Genomic DNA, 19,581 nt, shown 5'->3' on the forward strand with positions numbered 1-19,581 from the left:
CGGGCAGCGGATGGACGACTCTCGACGTATTCAGTCTTCCCCTTCGCTTTGAGGAGCCACCGTGTCCACATTTCTCGCCCGTCTAGGGCGGTACAGCGCCCGCCACCGATTGGTGGTGATCGGTGCTTGGCTGATCGTGTTCGCCGGTCTGATCGCAACCCTGATCGTCGGCACGAACATCGGAGGCGTGAAGGCCGCCGAGACGTCCGTGCCGAACTCCGCAGCGTCCGAGGCGCTCGACCGCATGAACGAGGAATTCCCGAGCGCCTCCGACACCTCCGCGACGACGCTTCAGCTGGTCTTTGAGCCTGTCGGTGGCTCGGTCACCGATCCCGCGGTGTCGGCGCAGATCGCCGCGGTGCTCGCCGACGCAACTGCGTTGCCCGGAGTCGAATCGGTCAGCGACCCGTTCGATGCCGCCCGGCCGAACGTCTCCCAGGACTCGAGCCTCGCCGTCGCGACGCTCGGATACGGCGAACTCTCGATGGCCGACCAAAAGGCGGACTACGCCGCTGCTCTCGAACTGCAAGGGAACGCACCGGCCGATCTGGGAGTCGAGCTCGGCGGCAATCTCGTCCCCATCGGAGCGCCGGCACCCGGCATCGGCGAAGGCGTAGGAGTCGTCATCGCGTTCCTCGTCCTGATTCTCACCTTCGGATCACTCCTCGCGGCTGGCGTCAATCTGCTCATCGCAGTCTTCGGGGTGGGTGTCGGCCTCGTCGGAGTGCTCGCGTACGGATCGCTCTTCCCGCTCGGCGAGAACGCCATCATCCTCGCTTCGATGCTGGGACTTGCGGTCGGTATCGACTACACCCTGTTCATCCTTTCGAGGTTCAGGATCGAGGTGAGATCGGGCAAAAGCGTCGAGGACGCCGTGGCGCGGGCAACCGGCACTGCGGGCACCGCAGTCGTCTTCGCTGGGCTAACCGTGATCGTCGCTCTCGTGGCGCTCCTTGTGGCGAATTTGAGCTTTGTCACCGAAATGGGCATCGCCGCCGCTGCAGCTGTCCTGGTCGCGGTGCTGATGTCACTGACTCTCCTGCCCGCGCTCCTCAAGACTCTCGGACTTCATGCTCTGTCCAAGAAGCAGCGTGCAGAGGTTCTCGCGGGCCACTACGCAGTCGAAGGCGGGAAGCAGAAGCGCGGCGTCATGCGCGGTTGGGGCAGCTTCGTCGTCAACCGACCGATCATCTCCGCTCTCGCCGGTATCACCCTTCTGGTGATCGTCGCGCTCCCGATGTTCAGCATGAAGACCGCCTTCAACATCCCCGGAGGCGCTAACCCGGACTCGACGGAGCGCACCGCCTACAACCTCATCGTCGATGAGTTCGGCGGGATCCAGAGCCCCTTGATCGTGCTCGCCGAGGGCCAAGACGTCACCTCGCACACCGGAAGCGTCCAGTCCCGGATTGCTCAGCTCGACGGCGTGAAGCAGGTCGTGCCCGCCGAGATCTCGACGGATGGCACGATGGCGCGGATCATCGTCATTCCCGAGGGCAGCCCGATTGATCAGGAAACCAAGGACATCGTGCACACCCTGCGCGAGGACGCCGATGCCCTCTCCGGCGTTCACCTCGAGGTGACAGGGGAAACCGCGATCGGGATCGACCAGGACGCGGCACTCATGAGCGCGCTGGTGAAGTACATCATCGTCATCGTGGCCATCTCGCTGGTCTTGCTAATCGTGATGTTCCGCTCGCTCCTCATCCCCCTCATCGCCACCCTCGGTTACCTGTTGTCAGTCGGCGCCTCCTTTGGTGCGAGCACTGCCGTGTTCCAGTGGGGGTGGCTCGATGCGCTGATCGCCGCGCCCCAGGGTGACCCGATGCTCAGCTTGCTGCCGCTGCTCCTGGTCGGCGTGCTCTTCGGCCTGGCGATGGACTATCAGGTGTTCCTGGTCTCAAGAATCAAGGAAATGCACGATAAGGGCATGTCCCCGAAGGACGCGATCCGGGAGGGCTTCGCGCGATCCGGACCGGTCCTTGTCGCTGCCGCGGCGATCATGACGGTGGTCTTCGGCGGGTTCGCTACCGGCGAGTTCGCCATCGGCGCCTCAATCGCCTTCGGGCTGATGGTCGGCGTGATGGCGGATGCGTTCATCGTCCGCCTCGTGCTGATGCCGGCCTTGCTGAGCCTGCTCGGCTCCTCCGCCTGGTGGATGCCGAAGTGGCTCGACCGCATCGTTCCGAGGATCGACACCGAGGGTCACGCGCTCGACGAAGAGTCGACGGTCGCGCCGGTGCGCGTGCTCGAGAACGCCTGATCGGCGAGGTGAAAGGGGTCGTCGCCGCAAGGCGACGACCCCTTTCTTGCGCGCGATTCTCTCGAACCATGGGGCAACACTCTCCGCGAGTCTGCTCCGTTTGCAGTAGGCCGATCACGCCGTACGCACGACGTCGACGCACCGTTGCGCGGCAAGGCTGGAGGCATGTCGAACAGCACTCTTATCTCCGGATCAGCGCAGCAGCTTCTTGCGGTCGCCGGGGAGCCGCATGTCGGTCACGCGGCGCTCGTTGTGAACGCGGCGAAGCTGCCGGGAGCGAGTCTCGACCGCTTCCGCGCCTCGGTGGACGAGGCCTTCACGACGCGGGGATGGCTTGCTCCGCTGTGGCTGCCGACGTCGGCGGAGTCAACAGGCGCGGAGCAAGCGCGGGAAGCTCTCCGCGGTGGCGTTGATCTCGTACTCGTCGCGGGCGGCGACGGCACGACCCGCACTGTAGGCCAGGAGCTTGCAGGAACGGGGACAGCTCTGGCTCTGCTGCCGATCGGGACCGGCAATTTATTGGCCCGCAATCTCGATATCCCGCGGCGGGACATCGATGCTGCCGTGCATGTCGCCGTGCACGGTCGGGATCGGGCGATGGACGTCGGCTGGGTCGAAGTGGATCGGAACGGCGACGGGCGAGTGGTCGAGGACCATGCGTTCCTGGTGATGGCCGGTGCCGGATTCGATGCGGCCACGATGGCGGGTGCGTCCAAGGCGCTCAAGCGGCGCCTTGGCTCCGCCGCTTATCTCCTCTCGGGGCTTCTCGCCAGTCAGAGCCGGATGGTTGAGGCGACTACGTCCGTTGATGGAGTCGCACGCAGGGCCGAGCAGTCCCGCGGCATCATCGTCGGCAACCACGGGTCGCTGACCATGGGTCTCGAGCTGCTGCCGGAAGCTGCATGTGACGACGGACGACTCGACAGCGTCGTCCTGCTGCAGCGAAGTGCTTGGGACTGGCTGCGTGCACTGTGGCGCCTGGTCAGCAAGGACGTTCGTGGCAGCCGGCACATGCCTCACTTGCAGGGCCGGGAGATCGACGTCGAGAGCGGTGAGCCGCTGCCGGTCGAGGTCGACGGGGACGTAGTCGGTGAAGCCCGGAAGGTTCGCTTCCGTGTGCAGCCGCGGGCGTTGCGCGTCCGTTGCGTCTAGTCGGCGTGCACGACCACGCGGGCGCGGGCGACGTTGTCCACACGAGCGAAACGATCCTCCGCATGGCTGCCGGTCTGTGCCGTGGCGCGGACCGCGAGCAGGTAGGTGCCGGCGGCGGGGAAGGTGCATCGACGAGACTGAGTGATCTCTGCCGCCGGAATGACCGCCTCAGGCACCGAGAGGCGCCCCGACCCGGTCAGATCCGTCGCGATGGCGACGACCATACCGTCAGTGGTGGTCGCGTGAGCGGTGAGGCGAACGTCGACTTCCTCGCCGACGCGGACTTCGACGCGGTCGGTGCCGTTGACGGTGAGCGTCACTATCGGCTGGACGCCTCCTCGTGACGGGTCGTCGTCGGCGACGAGGACCTGGCCGTCAACGACCTCGTACGCGGTCGAGGGCGACGGCATGATCTCCTCCTCCACCCACGCGCTCAGCTGACGCAAAGCGGTCTGCAGCGCACCGACATAGCTGACCGTACGGGTCTCGTGCTCCTGAACTCCGCTCTCGTCGCCGTGCAGCGCGTTGTCGGTGTACCAAAGACGGAAGCGGTCGTCGACATCGGCGCCGAGGAACTCCCCGACGCGCGCGCGGTACCAGTCGGCCTGCCAGGGGAACGCCTCCCGGTCAAGGAGGGAGGCGACCACGATCATCCGGCCGCTGATGCGCCCGGTCGGAACGGTGCCCGAGGCGCCTTGCGCGAAGAGCGGCCCGAGCAGCATCGGACGCTGAGGGAGGGCCGGCTCGCCCTCCGCATCCCGGAACTGGTTCCAGACGCGATAGTCGACGGAGGGGACCTGATGACGGTGGTAGGTCTGCGCGGCCAGGAAATTCGAATTGTCGAGGGTCACCTCGTCACCGGGGGCGATGACGACGTCCCCCTGTCCAGGCTCGAGGAGAACCTCGTCGCCGTCGACCCCGGCGACACGCAACACACTGTCGACCGACGCGCCGGAGCGGATCACGAGCTCTGCGCCCAGCGTCCAGCCATCGGGGATGTCCGCGACGCGGACGCCGATGACCATCGCGTTCTGGGTCACTGTCGCCTTATACGACTCGTCGACGCCTCCCGTGACCTCCGCCTCGCCGCCTGCCGTGAGCAGCTCTACGACGGTCGTGTCGAGCTGCACGCGGTCGCGATGCACTGAGGCGTCCGGGTCGCTGCCGAGGTAACCCTCCTCGGTCCAAAAATCGGCTGCATAGCTGGGATCGGCTGCCATGATGCCGGGGTACAGGACGCTGAAAGCGTGCATTCCCATGGTCTCCCAGCCGAACCAGGAGCGCAGGGGGAACCCCATGCGGGTGACCTCCTCGAGCGCGGCACGCTCTTCGGAGGTGAGATTGAGCGCAGCTGGGTCGCCACCGGCATCGAGGGCGTCGACGATTCGAGGGAGCGCGTCGCGGAGTACCCGCTGAGCGTGCATGCGCACCGCGAAGACGTTCGGAATCGCCATAGGGCTGCCGATGACGTAGGGCACGAAACCGTCCCAGACGTCGGTGGTGTTCTCTGAGGCGCCGATGGTGCGGTACCCGCCGCCGCTGCCGCCGTACAGATAACCGAAGATCCGCCGCTCGCCGAAGACGGTCGCGGCGAGACGGCGCGAGACCCGGGCAACCGCGGCGTTGGCGCGGTACGCGCCGATCGTCGGGTCGACCCCCGACATCGGACCACCGGAGGCAGAGGGTCCGCCTCCGTTGGTCTCGACGTAGTACCCGCCGCTCGCCAGGGTGAACGAGATCGGGTTCTCGTCATCGAACCGCTCCTGGGCGAGGTTCTCGCTCTGCGGCACCGGAGTGACGTGCTGGAAGAACCTGCCCTCGAAGTGCTCGGTCTCCGGGAGGTAAAGGGAGAAGCGGGTGTCGCCGTCGGAGAAACCGCCGTGCAGATAGCGGTGCCGGACAGGCTCCTCGCGCCACTCATCGATGTCAACGTAGGGCTGCGTGAAGGCGGCGTCGACGGGATCGGGGTCGAGGGGTGCGCCGACGAGCGAGTCGGTGGTGGGCGGGGTGAAAGGGGTCATCGAGTGTCCTTGCGGGTAGCGAGAGGCGGTCAGTTCTCGGGCGGGGTGCGCGTAGAGCCGGGCACGGACTCGGCCTTCACTGTGGTGACCTTCGTATCTGCGGCGGTGATGACCGCGAGTCCCTGGGTGATCGTCGGAAGCATCTGCTCGAACTTCCGGTAGGGGCGCATGGCAAGTGCAACACCGATCCAGAGGAGCGCGGGGAACGCGCCGGCGAGCAGGACGATGCCGGTCAGAGCCGCGGGGGATTGTGTAGCGGCGGTGCCGTCGTAGCCGACGATCCCGAGCACCCAGCCGGTCGCCGCGCCGCCGAGGCCGCCGCCGAGCCGCACAGAGAACGCGGTGATCGCGCCCATGGTGCTCTCGAGGCGGCGTCGGCCGCTCCACTGGTTGTAGGCGGCGTTGTCGATCACGAGGAGCTGGGTGAGGAAGGTGATCGGGAGGATGCCGAGGCCGCTGAGAGCGGTCGAGGCCAGGATCAGGGGGAGGCTACCGTTCGCGACGATCATGAGGACGCCGGCGAGGACGCCGCTGATCGCACCCGCGGTGATGATCGTGCTGACCTTGAATCGCTTCATGAGGCGGGGGAAGAACAGCATGGCCGGCAGGATGAGGACCGGCACCAAGCCGGTGAGGCTCATCAGCGAGATGTCGCCGACGACGTACTTGAAGTAGTAGATCGCGATGCCGGTGCCGCCGGCGAGGGCGCCGACGAAACTGATGCCAGCGACGATCCAGATGTAGCGGTTCGTGGTGAGGACCTCGCGGATGTCGCGGAAGGTGATTTTCGGGGCGTCAGCGGCTTCTGTCTGGTACTTCTCCTTGAAGAAGAGGAAGCGCCCCAACCCGATCAGGGCGAGGGGGATCGCTAGGTAGAGAGCGAGCTGCGACCACGCTGACGCGCTCGTCCCCGCTTGGGCGATGAAGAGCGGCAGGGCCACGTTGAAGGCGACGACGCCGACCGTGGTGAAGAAGCCGGTCCGGGTGGCGACCTTCGCGACGAGGACGCGCGAGTTGAAGGCGCGAGCGAGGTAAAGGTAGTCGTTCGCGCCGAGGAGTGAGGTGAAGACGACGTTCGCCATCACGAGCCAGACGAAGAGCCACATCGTCTTCCCGGCGTCGGAGAGATCCGGAGTGGAGAACAGGGCCCAGGTCGCAATCCAGACCCCGACGATCGCGAGCTCGTAGGGTCGCGCCTTGCCCCATCGGGTTTCGGGCGTGCGGTCGACCATCCAGCCCGCGACGACGACGACTGCCGCCTCGAGCAGCTTGCTGACGAGGGCGAGCGTCCCCAGGACTGCGGGGTCGAGCCCGAGGACGTCGGTGCCATAGAACACCCACATCGCGAGGAAGAGGTAGTTGACCGCTCCGGACAAGCCGGTCGTCGTCCAGGCGAGCCCGGCGGCGGCGGAGAGGCGGTCGGGGTCATTGCGCCGTTCGACCTTACGGGCCGCGCGTGCACTGGTTGGGCGTGACGTCGTCGTCATCGTGTTCCTTCAGAGGAGGCATCGGGGATCAGAGGGAAGACGTCTCACGACACCTGATCTGAAACCAGAGTGAATCACATTTTTCAGCCCGAATACAAGCGGCAAAGTGCTCGAGTGCCAGGCTCAAATTACTTATTCGCTCTGATTCCACTGCGCATAGGCTGAACGCGTGACGACGACAGCACCAGCGAGACGTGGACCGTATGCTTCAACGCAGAAACGGCGCGCGACGATCATCGCCGCCGTGGTCGTACTCGTCGATGAGCTCGGACACGAGGGCGTGACGACGGCCCTGGTGTCGCAGCGCTCTGGCGTCAGTGAGACCACGGTGCTCTACCACTTCCCTTCGAAGGACCACTTGCTCGTTGCTGCCCTCGGTTCGATCGAGGAGCAGGAAGCGGCGGAAGGGCACGTCGATCTTGATGAGACCGTGCTCGACGCGCGCGCGTTTCGCCACCTCGCATCACCCGACGCGAGAGATCCGCGGTTCCGGCTCCTGACCGCGATGAAGGGCCTGGCGGCGTCTCCCGATCATCCGGCGAACGGCTACTTCGCCGAGCGGAACGCTCGCATGGTGGACGTGTTCACTCGACTTGTCGAGCACAGTCAGCGCGTCGGCCTCGCCCACCCGGCAGCAGATCCGAGGGTGACGGCCCGCCAAGTCATCGCGGTATGGGACGGGCTTTCGCAGCTCTGGGTGTCAGATCCTTCCTTCGATCTCGGCGCGGCCGTCGAGGATGCGATCCGTCGGCTGACGGGCCAGAACTTAATGGACATTCAGCGGCTCCTCGCGACATCGTTCGGCGCGCCACCTTCACCCTGATGCTGAAGAACCCCTGAACCGTCGAAGCATTCCGCTCGTGTCGACTGTCTAGACAGTTCAGGGGTTCCGAGAATCCGCTCAGCGCGCGGGGACTCCGATCGCCTTAAGCTCCATGTACTCGCGGAAGCCCTCTTCGCCGTTCCGGCGGCCGAGACCGCTCTGCTTGTAGCCTCCGAGTGGGGTCGAGACACTGAAGTACATGCCGCCGTTGACCGAGATATTGCCGGCGCGGAGGCGACGCGCGACCGCCAAGGCCGACTCCTCCGACCCGCCGCTGACCTCGCCCGCCAGACCGTAGATTGTCGAGTTGGCGATCGCTACGGCCTCATCGACGTCGTCGTAGGGGATCACGCAGAGGACGGGTCCGAAGATCTCCTCCTGCGCGACCGACGAATCCGGGTCTACGTCGACCAGCACTGTCGGTTCGACGAAGAAGCCATCGCGCCCCTCGAGCGCCTTACCTCCGATCAGGATTTTGGCGCCTTCGGCGACGCCGGCTTCGATCGCGCTGAGGATGCTGTCACGCTGCTTCGCGCTCACCTGCGGCCCCTGCAGCGTGCCCATCTCCCAGACATCACCGACCGGGACCCGCTCGAAAGTCGCCTTTAGGATCGCCTGCGCCTCCTCGTACCGGGAGCGGGGGACCAGCAGGCGCGTTGAGAGGGTGCAGCCCTGACCCGCGTGGGAGCAGACGACCGCTGCGCCGGGAATGACAGTGGCGAAGTCGGCGTCCTCGAGGACGACGTGCGCCGACTTCCCGCCCAGCTCGAGGAAGATCTTCTTGACCGTCTCAGCGCCGGCCGCGAGGACACGACGTCCCGTCGCAGTCGACCCGGTCAACGTGACCATGTCGATCCGCGGGTCCGTGGTCAGCATCTCGGTGACGTCGTGGTCCGACGTCGTCACGACTTGGAAGATACCGGCCGGGATATCGGTTCGTTCGGCCACCAGGCGTCCGAGCTCGAGGCCGCTCCAGGGGGTGATCTGCGCGGGCTTGAGAATGACGGCGTTGCCTGCTGCGAGAGCGGGAACGGACTCAGCGACGTCAAGGTAGAACGGGTAGTTCCACGGTGTGATTGCGGCCACTACGCCGGTGGCCTCGTAGCGCAGCACACGGCGTGAAACGCGGCCTCGGTTCTCGTGGGGTTCCAGCTCCTGCTCGTAGGCGAAGTCGCGAGCCATCTCGGCCCAGTAGCGGGTCTCGTCCATCGGCTGCTTCAGCTGCACCGCGTAAGTCAGTGAGATCGGGCTGCCCGACTCAGTGACGATCACGCGGCGCAGGTGCTCCTGCTCGTCGACGATCGCCTCGTGCAACTGCAGGAGGCAGCGACTGCGAAACTCGGGGTCGGTCGCCCAGTCGCTTTCCTCAAAGGCGCGGCGCGCGGCCGCGATCGCACGCTCCATGTCGTCCGCGGTAGCGCTTGCTGCGACTCCGACGACGAGTCCCGAACTCGGGTCAATGTTGTCAAAAGTACCGCCGTCGGAGGCGTCGACGAGGGCGCCGTCGATCAGCAGCCGACCCTCTCCGGCCAGGGGTCCGGAGCCGGTCGCTGCGGGGGATGTCGTTGTGGTCGTGGTCATGGAGTCTCCTTCATCATGTGGTCGTGGTGCGGGTCCTCGCCCACGTGGTTGTGCTCCGCGAACTCGGCTAATGCCTCTTCGACGCCGTCGCTGACAGCTGAGGCGTTGCCCCAGCCGACGTAGTAGGCAAGATGCAGGATCACCTCGCGAAGCTGTTCTGCGTCGAGTTCCTCGTTGAGGAGCGCGCCGAGGGCCTGGATTTGGATGAGGTCCGAGCGTCCGAGGGAGGCGGTCGCGCCGATGGTCAGCAGCCGGCGGTCGCGAATGGAGAGACCCGGCCGTGACTAGATGTCGGTGAAGAGGTGCTCAACGGTGTCGACGAGCCAAGGGCTCTTTCCGGCAGTCGGGAGGCGGTCGGAGAACCCGAGCCCGTAGACGGCGTCCATCCGTGCGGTCCCGTCGACCCAGCGGTCGTCGCCCGCGCTCACGTCACCGCTCCTCGGCGATCAGCTCGGCCGCGCGCCACGCCATCGCCATCGCCGGGGCGTTGAGGTTGCCCGAGATCATCGCCGGCATCACCGACACGTCGACGACGCGCAGGTTCTCGACCCCACGAACGCGCAGACGCGAATCGACCGGAGCGGACTCTTCCGGCCCCATCGCGACAGCACCGCAGGCGTGGTAGCCCGTTCCGCCGTAGAGGAAAGCCGAAGAGAGGATCGCGTCGTCATCATCGATCGCCGCTCCCGGCTGGATCTCGGCTGCGGCAAGTTCTGCGATCGGTGACTGGCGGATGATGTCACGCATCCGCTTGAACAAGCCGACGGTGCTCGCGCGGTCGTGCTCGGTCGCCAGGTAGTTCGGGACGATCCGCGGTGGTGCGGCGATGTCGGCAGAAGTGATGTGGACCGAGCCCTCACTGGTCGGACGCGACGTGAAGCCGAGGAGCGAGAGACCCGGACGGTTCTCGACCCCGATGCTGCCAGAGCCGATGCCCATCGTGTAGGGCGTGAGGAGCACCTGCCCGTCGGGTCGGTTGAGGTCCTCGCGGGTCTTGAGGAACGCGAGCATGTCGTATGCGGGCGTTCCGATCGGGCCCCGCCGTGTCGCCATCCAGCGCGCGCCGCTGAGGCCCTGCCGCAGCGGGGAGGACAGAAGGCGGTTGTAGCCGACGTCCTTGTTCAGGCGAACCTGAAGCGGAATGCAGCGATGCTCCCGGACTCCTTCGCCCACGCGCGGACTGACCACCCGGACGTCGACGCCCGCGGCAGCGAGCACCTCCGGAGAGCCGATCCCCGAGAGCTCGAGCAGTTGCGGAGAGGCGATGGATCCGGCTGAGAGGATCACCTCGCCGTGGGTGCGGAACTCGGTTGGCGTGCCATCGACGAGTGCGGCGACTCCGACCACGGTGTCGCCCTCGAAGAGCAGCTTCGTTGCCCGGGTGCCGGTTCGCAGCGTGACGTTGGGGCGCTTGAGCGCAGGGTGGAGGAACGCCTTCGCCGCGCTGACCCGCAAGCCGTTGCGGATCGTTGCTGGTGCGTAGCCGATTCGCTCTTCGTCAGAGGCGTTCACGTCCTGCATCCGCGTGACACCGAGCCTGGTGGCGGCATCCATCAGCGCTTCGTCCACCGGCTCGGTGTCGGTGCGGACGCCGACCTGAAGCGGTCCGCCCTCACCCCGGAGCTCAGAGCCTCCGAGGGAGTGGTCCTCCATCTGGCGGTAGACGCGCAGCATCTCGTCCCAGCCCCAGCCGGCGTTGCCGAGGTCCTCGAGATGGTCGTAGTCGGCGCGTGCACCGCGGTTGTAGACCATGCCGTTCACCGAGCTCGATCCGCCGAGCACCTTCCCGCGGATCCAGACCTCGCGTTGACCCTTCGGGCCGAACGGCTCGGTCGGGTAGTACCAGGCGTACTTCGGGTTCTTCAGCGTGAAGGCGATCCCTTTGGGAATCGCGATCATCGGGAAGGAGTCCTTCCCACCCGCTTCCAGCACGAGCACGCGCGTGCCCGGGTCCTCCGAGAGCCGACTGGCCAGCACGCAGCCAGCTGATCCTGCGCCGACGACGATGTAGTCGAAGGGTCCTTCATCCACGATTCAACTCCGTTGTTCGAATGAGTATTGCACTGAGTGCAACTCTTCTCACACTAGAGCCTCCGGGTACTGTCAGGACGTGCTCATGGACATCGGTAGCGAGAGCGTCGCCTCCTCGCCGAGCCGGCTTCGCCGCTGGCGCCACCTGCGTGACGCGGCCGTGAGCCTCTTCGCCGCAAAGGGCTATGCCGAAGTTTCCGTCGACGACATCGCCGCGGCGGCTGGTGTTTCGCGCCGCACTTACTTCAATTACTTCGCAACGAAGAGCGCCGTTCTGTTCGATCCCGACCCTGAGGAGGCGACGAGGCTGGTCGCGCTTCTCACTCAGCAGCCTGAGGCTGCGGAACTCTGGGTGACCCTGACCGAAGCATTGACCACGTACCTCGACTCGCAACGCTCCGTGGTGACTCTCCGGCGCCGCATCCTCGCCGCAGACCCCGAGCTGGAGTCGTTGCACAACGTCGCGAATGCGGAGTTCGAGCGCTCTCTCCTGAACTGGCTCACTGAGCATCATGTCGACGATTTCCGCGCTCACCTCGCCTCCGGGATCGCCTTGGCGGTCGTCCGGGAGGCCTTCCGCTGGTGGGACCCCGAGCAGGACTTCGCTGCGTTCCGCGCCCAGTTGGCCCTCGGGTTCCAACTTGCAGAGAGTGGGGCCGGATCCGCGCTGACGACGAAGGGCTGACACCGAAATCAACGGGCGGGGGCCACGGCGAGGTCGGACGCGGAAGCCGCCGCACTTCCCGGCGATGTTTCGCCCAGAGGTGCTCGAGATTTCGGGATGAAGACGGCAATTGCGGCGCAGATGACGCCTGCCGTCAGGCCGAGCAGTAGAGCGGTGTCGAACCCTGCGGTATCGGGATACCGTGCGGATCCGACGCGCACCACCTGGCTGCTGAGAACCCCCGCGATCAGCGCCGAGGCAACGCTCGTGCCGAGAGAACGCATGAGCGTATTGAGGCCGATCGCCGCGCCCGTCTGCGTAATAGGCACCGCGCTCATGATCAGCGTCGGCATGGCTGCGTAGCCGAGCCCCACGCCGACGCCGATCATCGGGTTGATGATCAGAACGTGCCACGCCTGCAGATCGAGGATCGATGCCAGGAAATAGGCCGAGGAGACGACAAGCGCTCCGAGAACGAGCAGGGCCTTCGCGCCGATCCGTTTGCCGAGCCGTCCGGCGAGGGGCGAGGTGATCAGCATCGCGATACCGGCAGGAATGAGCATCAGACTCGACGCGACCAGATCCAGTCCCATGCCACCCGCGGCCGTCGGCAGCTGAAGAAGCTGTGGGAAGACAATCGAATTCGAGAAGAGCGCGAAGCCCATCGCGATGGACGCGATGTTGGTCAGCAGCACCGGTGCGCGAGCGCTCGAACGAAGGTCGACGAGCGGTGCGCTCGTGCGCCACTCAAACCAACCCCAGAGCCCGAGGACGGCGACCGAGCCGGCGAAAAGCGAGACGATCGCAGGCGAGCCCCATCCCCAGGTGTTGCCCTGCGATATCGCGAGGAGGAGGCAGACCAGGCCGCCACTCAAACCGATGGCACCGATCCAGTCGAAGCGACCGCCAGTAGGCGTGGTGCTAGCCGGTATGACGACCAGCACGAGTGCGAATGTGACGGCCCCGAGTACCGCGGCTCCCCAGAAGAGGAAGTGCCAATCAAGGTGTTGCGTCACGATCGCGCTGACCGGGAGCCCGAGCGCTCCTCCGATGCCGAGCGTCGAGCTGACGAGCGCCGTAGCGGAGGTCAACCGCTCACGAGGTACCAGATCGCGGAGGATGCCGATGCCCAACGGAATGACACCCATGCCGGCGCCCTGCAGCCCCCGGCCGACAATGAGCGGCACCACCGATGTCGAAAGGGCCGACACGATGCTCCCAGCGACGAGGAACCCGATGAGCGTCAGCGCGATACGGCGCTTCCCGAACATGTCACCTAACCGCCCTGCGATCGGTGTGCAGACGGCAGCGACCAGCAGCGTTGCGGTGATCGCCCAGGCGGTCTGGTCGCGTGTAGCGCCGAGGAGGGACGGAAGTTGCGCCTGGATCGGAACCAGAATCGTCTGCATGAACGCGCCAGTCACGCCCGCCAACGCGAGCACGAAGATTATCCGACCGGTCGACCCCTCGGCCGGGGTGGTTTGGCGCGTCATGCTTCTCCCTTGATCGCTGTGAATCCGGTGCCTACTGAAACCAGCTCTTATGTTTGAGACGCCGTCTCATCATCGCGATCAGTATCGGCCGATACGCTGCGGTGATGCAACCCGACACTCGGAGCCGAGCGCGCTCGATGATGCGGCGCGAGCTCGCGGATGCCGCGTTCGAGGTCCTCGCCGAACGCGGTTACAACGCCGTCACCGTCGAGGAGCTCGTCCGAGCGATCGGCACCTCGAGGGCAACGTTTTTCCGCTATTTCGATGCGAAGGAAGACGTCGTGCTGATGACGGCCGCTCCGGACGAGCGTGATATCGCCGCCGTCGTAGCCGCCGCAGAGGTTCCGGTCGACGATCAGACAGACGCCGTGTTCCGCATCCTGGGGGAAACGTTGCCGCCGGTCGGCGAGCAGACCAAACGCCTACGGGCTCGCGTCCTAATGATCACCGCGAATCCCGCTCTCGGAGCACGCCTCGCCGGACGACGGGGGGCTCGACAGGCGGAGTTCGCTGCTGCGCTGTCCGGCTCGTCAGCGAGCCCTGCAGACGCTCAGGTCTATGCTGCAATCGCCTTCGCCTGCCTCGATGTGGCGTGGCGTTCCTGGGCACGGGACGATTCCAGCGATCTCCAGCTGTACTACGACGATGCCGTACAGCGCGCCCGCACGCTGATGGGGCGTCAGGAGAAGTAATCGCTCAGTCGTCGGAGACGGAGACCTCTACTCGAATATTGCCCATGACGGCGTTCGAGTAGGGGCATGCACGGTGTGCGGCGTCAGCGAGGAGATGTGCCATCGAGGGGTCGATATCCGGGAGGACGACCTCGAGATGCACGGCCAACTCGAAACCGCCCGCAGCATTCGGTAGCAGGTCGACGCGGCTGCCGACGGTGGAGTCGACCAGGTGCACTTTGTGCTGGCGCGCGACCAGGTGCAGCGCCGAATGGAAGCAGGCGGCGTAACCGGCAGCGAACAACAACTCGGGATTGGCGCCTCGCCCCAAACCGCCCAACGCAACAGGGAACTCCAGATCGAGATCGAGGATCCCATCAGAGGTGCGGACATGGCCGTTCCGGCCGCCTCCGGTCGAAAGTGCCTCGGCGGTGTACAACGGCTCGGTCATGGTGCTCACCTTTCGTCAGTGGAGCGGTACGCCCGCTCCCTTCTGTTAGCTTCGCACTAACCATTACCGTCTGCCTGATCGCTGCCCCTACTGCAGATGAACGACTCAGACCGCTCCCGCGGCACGACGTCTGCGCAAGAGCTGGCCGGGAGAGTGGGCTTACATCGCCGGCGACAAGCGCACGGCCTGACTAAGGAGCACTCGATGAGCGCCACAGCCCCCACCCGAACCATCCTCGCCGCGACCTTCACCACATCGGACGGCGCAGCGCGAGCTGCCGCGGCTGTCGTCGGCGCGGCCCCCGAGAAGATCGCCAACACCGCCGTCCTTCACGTCAAGGCCGACGGTACGCCCACGTTCACCGAGACCAAGGACTGGGGTGCGGGGCGCGGGGCCCTCGTCGGCGGCGCCATCGGCCTCATCGGCGGGCCGCTCGGCGTCCTGGCGGGAAGCGGAGTCGGGATCCTGGCTACCCGTCTCCGCGACGTCGGCTTCAAGAATTCGCAGCTGCAGGATCTCGGTGAGACGCTTCAGCTCGGCGAGTCCGCCGTCGTGTTCGAGATCTCGAGCGACGCCGTTACCCAGGCGACGGACGTCCTCCGCTCGCTCTCGGCCAGTCGGGTGGTCGTTGAGCCCGTCGACGCCAGCGTGTCGGCCCTCTTCGACTGATCGTCAGCGTCGACTGTGACGGAGCGGTGCCGCTGATTCCCTGTACCACCGCCCGAAGGAGAGAGTCTATGGATCAGAACCCCGCGCGCGGCGATGAAGAGATGCAGACCGTGCGAGGCCGCTCCATCGATGTCGACACCGCTGCCGCCCGTGCCCAGGCCTACATCTACGGCAATATCGTCGTCCTGGGCACCCTTGCGGTCATCGGTCCCACTGAAGCAGGCACCGCCGAGAACCTATCCCTGCTGATCGGCACAGTGGTTTCGACGTTTGTCGCTCACGTCGTCGCGGAGTCCTACGCGACACGCATCCGGACGAACCATCGACCCGATCGGGTAGCACTCCGGCACTCGCTGCGCGACGGCCTACCCGTGCTCAGCTCGGGCGCGATACCCGTGGTCCTTCTGATCGCAGCAGTCGCCGGGCTTCTCGGCAGTAGCGCAGCCTTCTCCCTCGCCGCGCTCTCGGTCATAGTGCGGTTCCTGCTCCTCGGATTCACAATCGGTCGCCTCCGCGGCACTCAGAGTTCGTGGCGCACGGTAGGCACGGGAGTAGCACTGGCGGCAGCTGGAGTCGCGACCGCGGGATTCAAGCTCGTGGTCGGGCACTGAGCGTCGCGTACCGGAGCCGCCCGGTCAGGTCGTCCCGCCGACCACCAACTCAAGCTCGAGGGCGTTGACTGGGTCTTCTAGCGCGGAGGTCTCGCCGAGGACCGAGAGGAAGCTAGCGATCATGTTCTTCGCCGGCGCGGTGACGTCGTACGAGATCGTGGTGAGCCGAGGCACCGTGACCTGGGAGAGCGGCGTGTGGTCCATTCCGATGATTGCGATCTGGGCGGGGACGTCGAACGAGCGAATCTTCGCTGCCGACAGCAAACAGGTTGCAAGGTCATCGTTGTAGCAGGCGATGCCGACTCCGGGAGTAGCCAAGCCGTCGAGCGCAGTAAGGGCCTCATCGAGGTTGATGCCGAGGCGTACGACGTCGGGCTCAGGGAGGCCGGCCCTTCGGCACTCTTCCCGAACCCCCTCCTCACGGCCCTGGCCGAAGGGGTCCTGGCGCTCGTCCTGGAGTCGCGCTACCGCCAGGCTGGTGCTGCCGCGCTCAATCAGATGCCGTGCCTGGAGTCGACCAATCTCCCGGTCGAACTGGTCCTCAGATCCAGGGTGCGGCTCGAAAGCGCGCACTCCGCGGCGTTGTAGGAGCTCTCGCTCCTCGCGTGAGAACGGCATGAGCGAGAGAACTGCGCGCGGCGCCATCCCAGTCAGCAGTCGACCCAGGGCCTCTGTTGTGGTGGTGGCGAGCCGAAGCACAAGCGTGAGCCCTTGATCTGCGAGCTGCTCCGTCGCAGCGCCGAAGATGTCTTGGAGGTTGCCGCCGAAGGTGGTGTTCGGGATGAGCGCAATCACGAAGTCGCTCGAGCCCATCGCAAGAGCCCGACCGGCCGCCGACGGCTGGTAGTCGAGCTCGACTGCCGCCGACCTGACCCGCTCGATAGTCGATGCGGAGAAGCGTTCACCCCGCCCGTTGAGGATCTGGCTCACTGTGCCACGAGACACCCCGGCAAGACGTGCGACGTCCTCGCTTTTCGCGACCATGCGATTTCCTCCCGGTACCGAGCTCCGGCCGTTTCTCATGATCGTAGAACAGTTGTTGACACGTGACACCCGCTGTGTTTAGCTCAGTAACGCGCGATACCTGCGCTGTACCCGCAATGAAGTGGAGATCTCGATGACGAGCCTGACCGATGCAGACGTCCTGAGGGGCGACTCCGAGTCCGCTCCCCATGCAGCTACGTCTCGAGCAAGTCGAACGCTCTTCACTCAAAATTGGTCGTTCCGTACCAAGGTGACGGCCTTCGCTGAGCTCGGCGGGTCGGATGGTGCCGAGTGGGCTGAGGTGCACCTTCCGCATGACGCCCTAATCGGTCAGACGCGTAGGGCTGATGTTGCTCGCGGTGAGACGAACGGCTTCTTCCCCGGTGGCGCATTTGAGTACCGGAAGACATACACCGCACCGGAGCAGGACGCCGGGTCCCTCGTCCTGCTCGAGTTCGACGGTGTGTACCGCGACGCCGCGGTGTTCGTGAATGGCAATCTCGCCGGTACCCACGCCTACGGCTACTCCCGCTTCATCGTCCGCATCGATCCGTTCCTGCAGTTCGGCACCGACAATGAGATCCGCGTCGAATGCCGCACCGCACTCGACAGCCGCTGGTACGCGGGCGCCGGGATCTACCGCGACGTGCACCTCATCGTGAAGCGACCTGGCCGCATCGTCCAGGACGGCGTGCGTATTACGACTCCCGAGGTCACCGCGGCGGAGGCGCTCATCGAGGTCGAGGCCGTCGTCGAGAACGCCGGCCCCCTCACTCGCACCTACCGCCTCGAGGTGTCGATCCGAGATGACGACGGCGTCCCGGTCGGCAGCAGCGGCTCGCCGATCACCCTGCTACCCGGCACCAGCGGCACTGTCCGCCGCCGTATCTACCTTGAGAACCCGGCGCTGTGGAGCGTCGAGAGCCCGGCTCTTCACCACGCCCGCGTCGTGCTTCACGACGGGGACGAGGTCGTCGACACCGAGCATGTGACGTTCGGGATCCGCTCCCTTCAGCTCGACCCCGAACACGGCCTCCGCATCAACGGCGAGAGTGTGAAACTGCGCGGCGCGTGCATCCATCTCGACAACGGGCCGCTCGGCGTCGTGTCGATGCGACCGGCGGAGGAGCGGAAAGTGGCGATCCTCAAGGAAGCGGGCTTCAACGCCGTCCGCAGCTCGCACGCCCCGATGAGCACGGCACTGCTCGACGCCTGCGACCGCCTCGGGATGCTCGTCATGGACGAGACCTTCGACATGTGGACGCAAGCGAAGTCCGACAACGACTACGCCTTCGACTTCCCGACCTGGTGGGAGCGGGACGTCGAGGCGATGGTCGCAAAGGACCGTCACCACCCGAGCGTCGTCTTCTACTCCATCGGCAACGAGATCCCGGAGACCGGCACCGCGATCGGCTCGATCTGGGGACGCCGCCTCGCCGAGAAGGTCCGCTCCCTCGACCCGACCCGCTACGTCACCAACGGCGTGAACCCCTTCGTCTCGATGATCGACACGATCGTCCCGCAGATGAAGGCTCAGCGCTCCGCCGCGGCCGAGCAGCCGAGCGGCGGAGTGAACACGATGATGGCCGGCTTCGGCGCCATGATGGGGCGCATCCAGGCCTCCGATCAGGCCACCCAGCGCACTGAGGAGTCGTTCGCCGTCCTCGACGTCGCCGGCATGAACTACGCCGACGCCCGCTACGAACTCGACCGCGAGCTCTTTCCCGACCGCATCATCATCGGCACCGAAACGTGGCCCTCCTCCATCGTCGGCAACTGGGCGCTCGTCGAGGCCGATGCCCGCGTAATCGGTGACTTCACCTGGACCGGCTGGGACTACCTCGGCGAAGTCGGGATCGGTGTCAACCGCTACGTCGAGCCCGAGGCAGAAGCGGTCAGCGGCTTCAGCGGAGCGTTTCCCGCTCTCACCGCCGGCTGTGGTGACATCGACATCACTGGGCAGCGGCTGCCCGTGTCGTACTTCCGCGAGATCGTCTTCGGGCGCCGCTCCGAGCCGTACATTGCCGTCAGCCGTCCCGAGCGGCACGGGCAGGACCTCGCCGTCGCGACCCCATGGGCGTGGACGGACGCTCTTGGTAGCTGGTCGTGGCCCGGTTTCGAGGGCCAGCCGATTCGCGTCGAGGTCTACAGCGACGCGGAGCAGGTCGAGCTGCTGCTCGACGGAGTCTCACTCGGAGTCGCCGTCGTCGGGGCGGAGCTGCCGTTCCGCGCCGTCTTCGAGACCGAGTACACACCCGGCGAGCTCTCTGCCGTAGCCTCAATCGCCGGAGTCGAGAGCGGCCGATCCGCCATCCGCACGGCTGCGCAGGACCTGCAGCTGCGCGTCGACCTCGACCGCGCCGCCCTGCGAGCCGACGGCTCCGACCTCGCGCACCTTCTTATCTCACTCACGGACACCCTCGGAAACGTGCACAACGCGGTGACGCGCACCGTGACCGTGACCCTCGACGGCCCCGCCGTGCTGCAGGGCCTGGGCACCGGAGCGACGTCGACTGCCGAGCCCTTCACGGCCGACCACTGCACGACAAGCGACGGCCGCGCGCTCGCTATCATCCGTCCGATCGGCGCCGGTGAGATCACTGTCACAGTGTCCTCCGAAGGGTGTTCGGCCGTGGTCATCACTCTCGACGCCGGGGCCGTCGCATGAGGCGGCTGCCCT

The 19,581-nt window shown here is 66.0% G+C and carries 17 protein-coding genes and 1 pseudogene; 8 read left to right on the plus strand and 10 right to left on the minus strand.

Annotated elements, in window-relative coordinates:
- Positions 1-61: 61 nt before the first annotated feature.
- Together IOC53_RS01910 and IOC53_RS01915 are read left to right on the plus strand one after the other, a co-directional pair.
- Positions 62-2,263, plus strand: a complete 2,202-nt coding sequence (locus IOC53_RS01910) for an MMPL family transporter (protein ID WP_207402700.1) — start codon at positions 62-64, stop codon at positions 2,261-2,263.
- A gap of 165 nt (positions 2,264-2,428) precedes the next feature.
- Positions 2,429-3,415: a diacylglycerol kinase family protein gene (locus tag IOC53_RS01915; RefSeq protein WP_207402701.1), complete on the plus strand. Its 987-nt coding sequence runs from the start codon at positions 2,429-2,431 to the stop codon at positions 3,413-3,415.
- Here the strand turns inward: IOC53_RS01915 and IOC53_RS01920 are convergent.
- Both IOC53_RS01920 and IOC53_RS01925 read right to left on the minus strand, forming a co-directional pair.
- The gene (locus IOC53_RS01920; RefSeq protein WP_207402702.1) at positions 3,412-5,205 is read right to left on the minus strand and encodes a hypothetical protein; all 1,794 of its coding nucleotides are present in this window, start codon (positions 5,203-5,205) and stop codon (positions 3,412-3,414) included. The two genes, IOC53_RS01915 and IOC53_RS01920, sit on opposite strands and share 4 nt — an antisense overlap.
- 260 nt (positions 5,206-5,465) lie before the next feature.
- On the minus strand, positions 5,466-6,923 hold the full coding sequence (locus tag IOC53_RS01925) for an MFS transporter (RefSeq protein WP_207402703.1): 1,458 nt from the start codon (positions 6,921-6,923) through the stop codon (positions 5,466-5,468).
- 169 nt (positions 6,924-7,092) lie between these two features.
- Here IOC53_RS01925 and IOC53_RS19360 point away from each other — a divergent pair, with 169 nt between their 5' ends.
- Positions 7,093-7,746 carry a TetR/AcrR family transcriptional regulator gene (locus tag IOC53_RS19360; protein ID WP_207402704.1) on the plus strand — a complete coding sequence of 218 codons (654 nt, stop codon included), beginning with the start codon at positions 7,093-7,095 and terminating at the stop codon, positions 7,744-7,746.
- 78 nt (positions 7,747-7,824) lie between these two features.
- Here IOC53_RS19360 and IOC53_RS01935 read toward each other — a convergent pair whose 3' ends face one another.
- The 5 genes and pseudogenes from IOC53_RS01935 to IOC53_RS19365 all read right to left on the minus strand — a co-directional run bounded on the left by IOC53_RS01935 (position 7,825) and on the right by IOC53_RS19365 (position 11,358).
- Positions 7,825-9,327: an aldehyde dehydrogenase family protein gene (locus tag IOC53_RS01935; RefSeq protein WP_207402705.1), complete on the minus strand. Its 1,503-nt coding sequence runs from the start codon at positions 9,325-9,327 to the stop codon at positions 7,825-7,827.
- Positions 9,324-9,470, minus strand: a complete 147-nt coding sequence (locus IOC53_RS18725) for a hypothetical protein (protein ID WP_242682791.1) — start codon at positions 9,468-9,470, stop codon at positions 9,324-9,326. The genes IOC53_RS01935 and IOC53_RS18725 overlap by 4 nt, the downstream gene beginning before the upstream one ends.
- A gap of 9 nt (positions 9,471-9,479) precedes the next feature.
- Positions 9,480-9,593 (minus strand): annotated as a pseudogene (locus tag IOC53_RS19610) (hypothetical protein); the annotation flags it as partial.
- Positions 9,594-9,611: 18 nt separating this feature from the next.
- Complete coding sequence (locus IOC53_RS01945; RefSeq protein WP_207402706.1) at positions 9,612-9,755, minus strand: hypothetical protein; 144 nt, start codon at positions 9,753-9,755, stop codon at positions 9,612-9,614.
- A gap of 1 nt (position 9,756) precedes the next feature.
- Entirely contained in the window at positions 9,757-11,358 is a 1,602-nt protein-coding gene (locus tag IOC53_RS19365) for a GMC family oxidoreductase (protein ID WP_207402707.1), read from the minus strand.
- Positions 11,359-11,443: 85 nt separating this feature from the next.
- Here IOC53_RS19365 and IOC53_RS01955 point away from each other — a divergent pair, with 85 nt between their 5' ends.
- The gene (locus IOC53_RS01955) at positions 11,444-12,043 is read left to right on the plus strand and encodes a TetR/AcrR family transcriptional regulator (RefSeq protein ID WP_242682806.1); all 600 of its coding nucleotides are present in this window, start codon (positions 11,444-11,446) and stop codon (positions 12,041-12,043) included.
- Positions 12,044-12,051: 8 nt separating this feature from the next.
- Here the strand turns inward: IOC53_RS01955 and IOC53_RS01960 are convergent, their stop codons facing one another.
- On the minus strand, positions 12,052-13,515 hold the full coding sequence (locus IOC53_RS01960) for an MFS transporter (protein ID WP_207402709.1): 1,464 nt from the start codon (positions 13,513-13,515) through the stop codon (positions 12,052-12,054).
- A 104-nt stretch (positions 13,516-13,619) separates the two neighbouring features.
- Between IOC53_RS01960 and IOC53_RS01965 the strand changes: the two genes are divergently transcribed.
- A complete protein-coding gene (locus IOC53_RS01965) occupies positions 13,620-14,207 on the plus strand; it encodes a TetR family transcriptional regulator (protein WP_207402710.1) in 588 nt (195 codons plus the stop codon).
- A gap of 4 nt (positions 14,208-14,211) precedes the next feature.
- Here the strand turns inward: IOC53_RS01965 and IOC53_RS01970 are convergent, their stop codons facing one another.
- Entirely contained in the window at positions 14,212-14,637 is a 426-nt protein-coding gene (locus IOC53_RS01970; RefSeq protein ID WP_207402810.1) for an organic hydroperoxide resistance protein, read from the minus strand.
- 204 nt (positions 14,638-14,841) lie between these two features.
- On the opposite strand from IOC53_RS01970, the gene IOC53_RS01975 reads away from it, so the two are divergent.
- The gene (locus IOC53_RS01975) at positions 14,842-15,306 is read left to right on the plus strand and encodes a DUF1269 domain-containing protein (protein ID WP_207402711.1); all 465 of its coding nucleotides are present in this window, start codon (positions 14,842-14,844) and stop codon (positions 15,304-15,306) included.
- 68 nt (positions 15,307-15,374) lie between these two features.
- Positions 15,375-15,917 (plus strand): hypothetical protein, encoded by a 543-nt coding sequence (locus IOC53_RS01980; RefSeq protein ID WP_207402712.1) that lies wholly within the window; start codon positions 15,375-15,377, stop codon positions 15,915-15,917.
- 24 nt (positions 15,918-15,941) lie between these two features.
- Here IOC53_RS01980 and IOC53_RS01985 read toward each other — a convergent pair whose 3' ends face one another.
- Positions 15,942-16,901, minus strand: a complete 960-nt coding sequence (locus IOC53_RS01985) for a LacI family DNA-binding transcriptional regulator (protein ID WP_207402713.1) — start codon at positions 16,899-16,901, stop codon at positions 15,942-15,944.
- A 250-nt stretch (positions 16,902-17,151) separates the two neighbouring features.
- Here IOC53_RS01985 and IOC53_RS01990 point away from each other — a divergent pair, with 250 nt between their 5' ends.
- Positions 17,152-19,569: a glycoside hydrolase family 2 TIM barrel-domain containing protein gene (locus IOC53_RS01990; protein WP_307786035.1), complete on the plus strand. Its 2,418-nt coding sequence runs from the start codon at positions 17,152-17,154 to the stop codon at positions 19,567-19,569.
- Positions 19,570-19,581: the final 12 nt, after the last annotated feature.

Origin of the sequence: Rathayibacter sp. SD072, assembly GCF_017355185.1 — a bacterium.
Lineage (GTDB): Bacteria > Actinomycetota > Actinomycetes > Actinomycetales > Microbacteriaceae > Rathayibacter.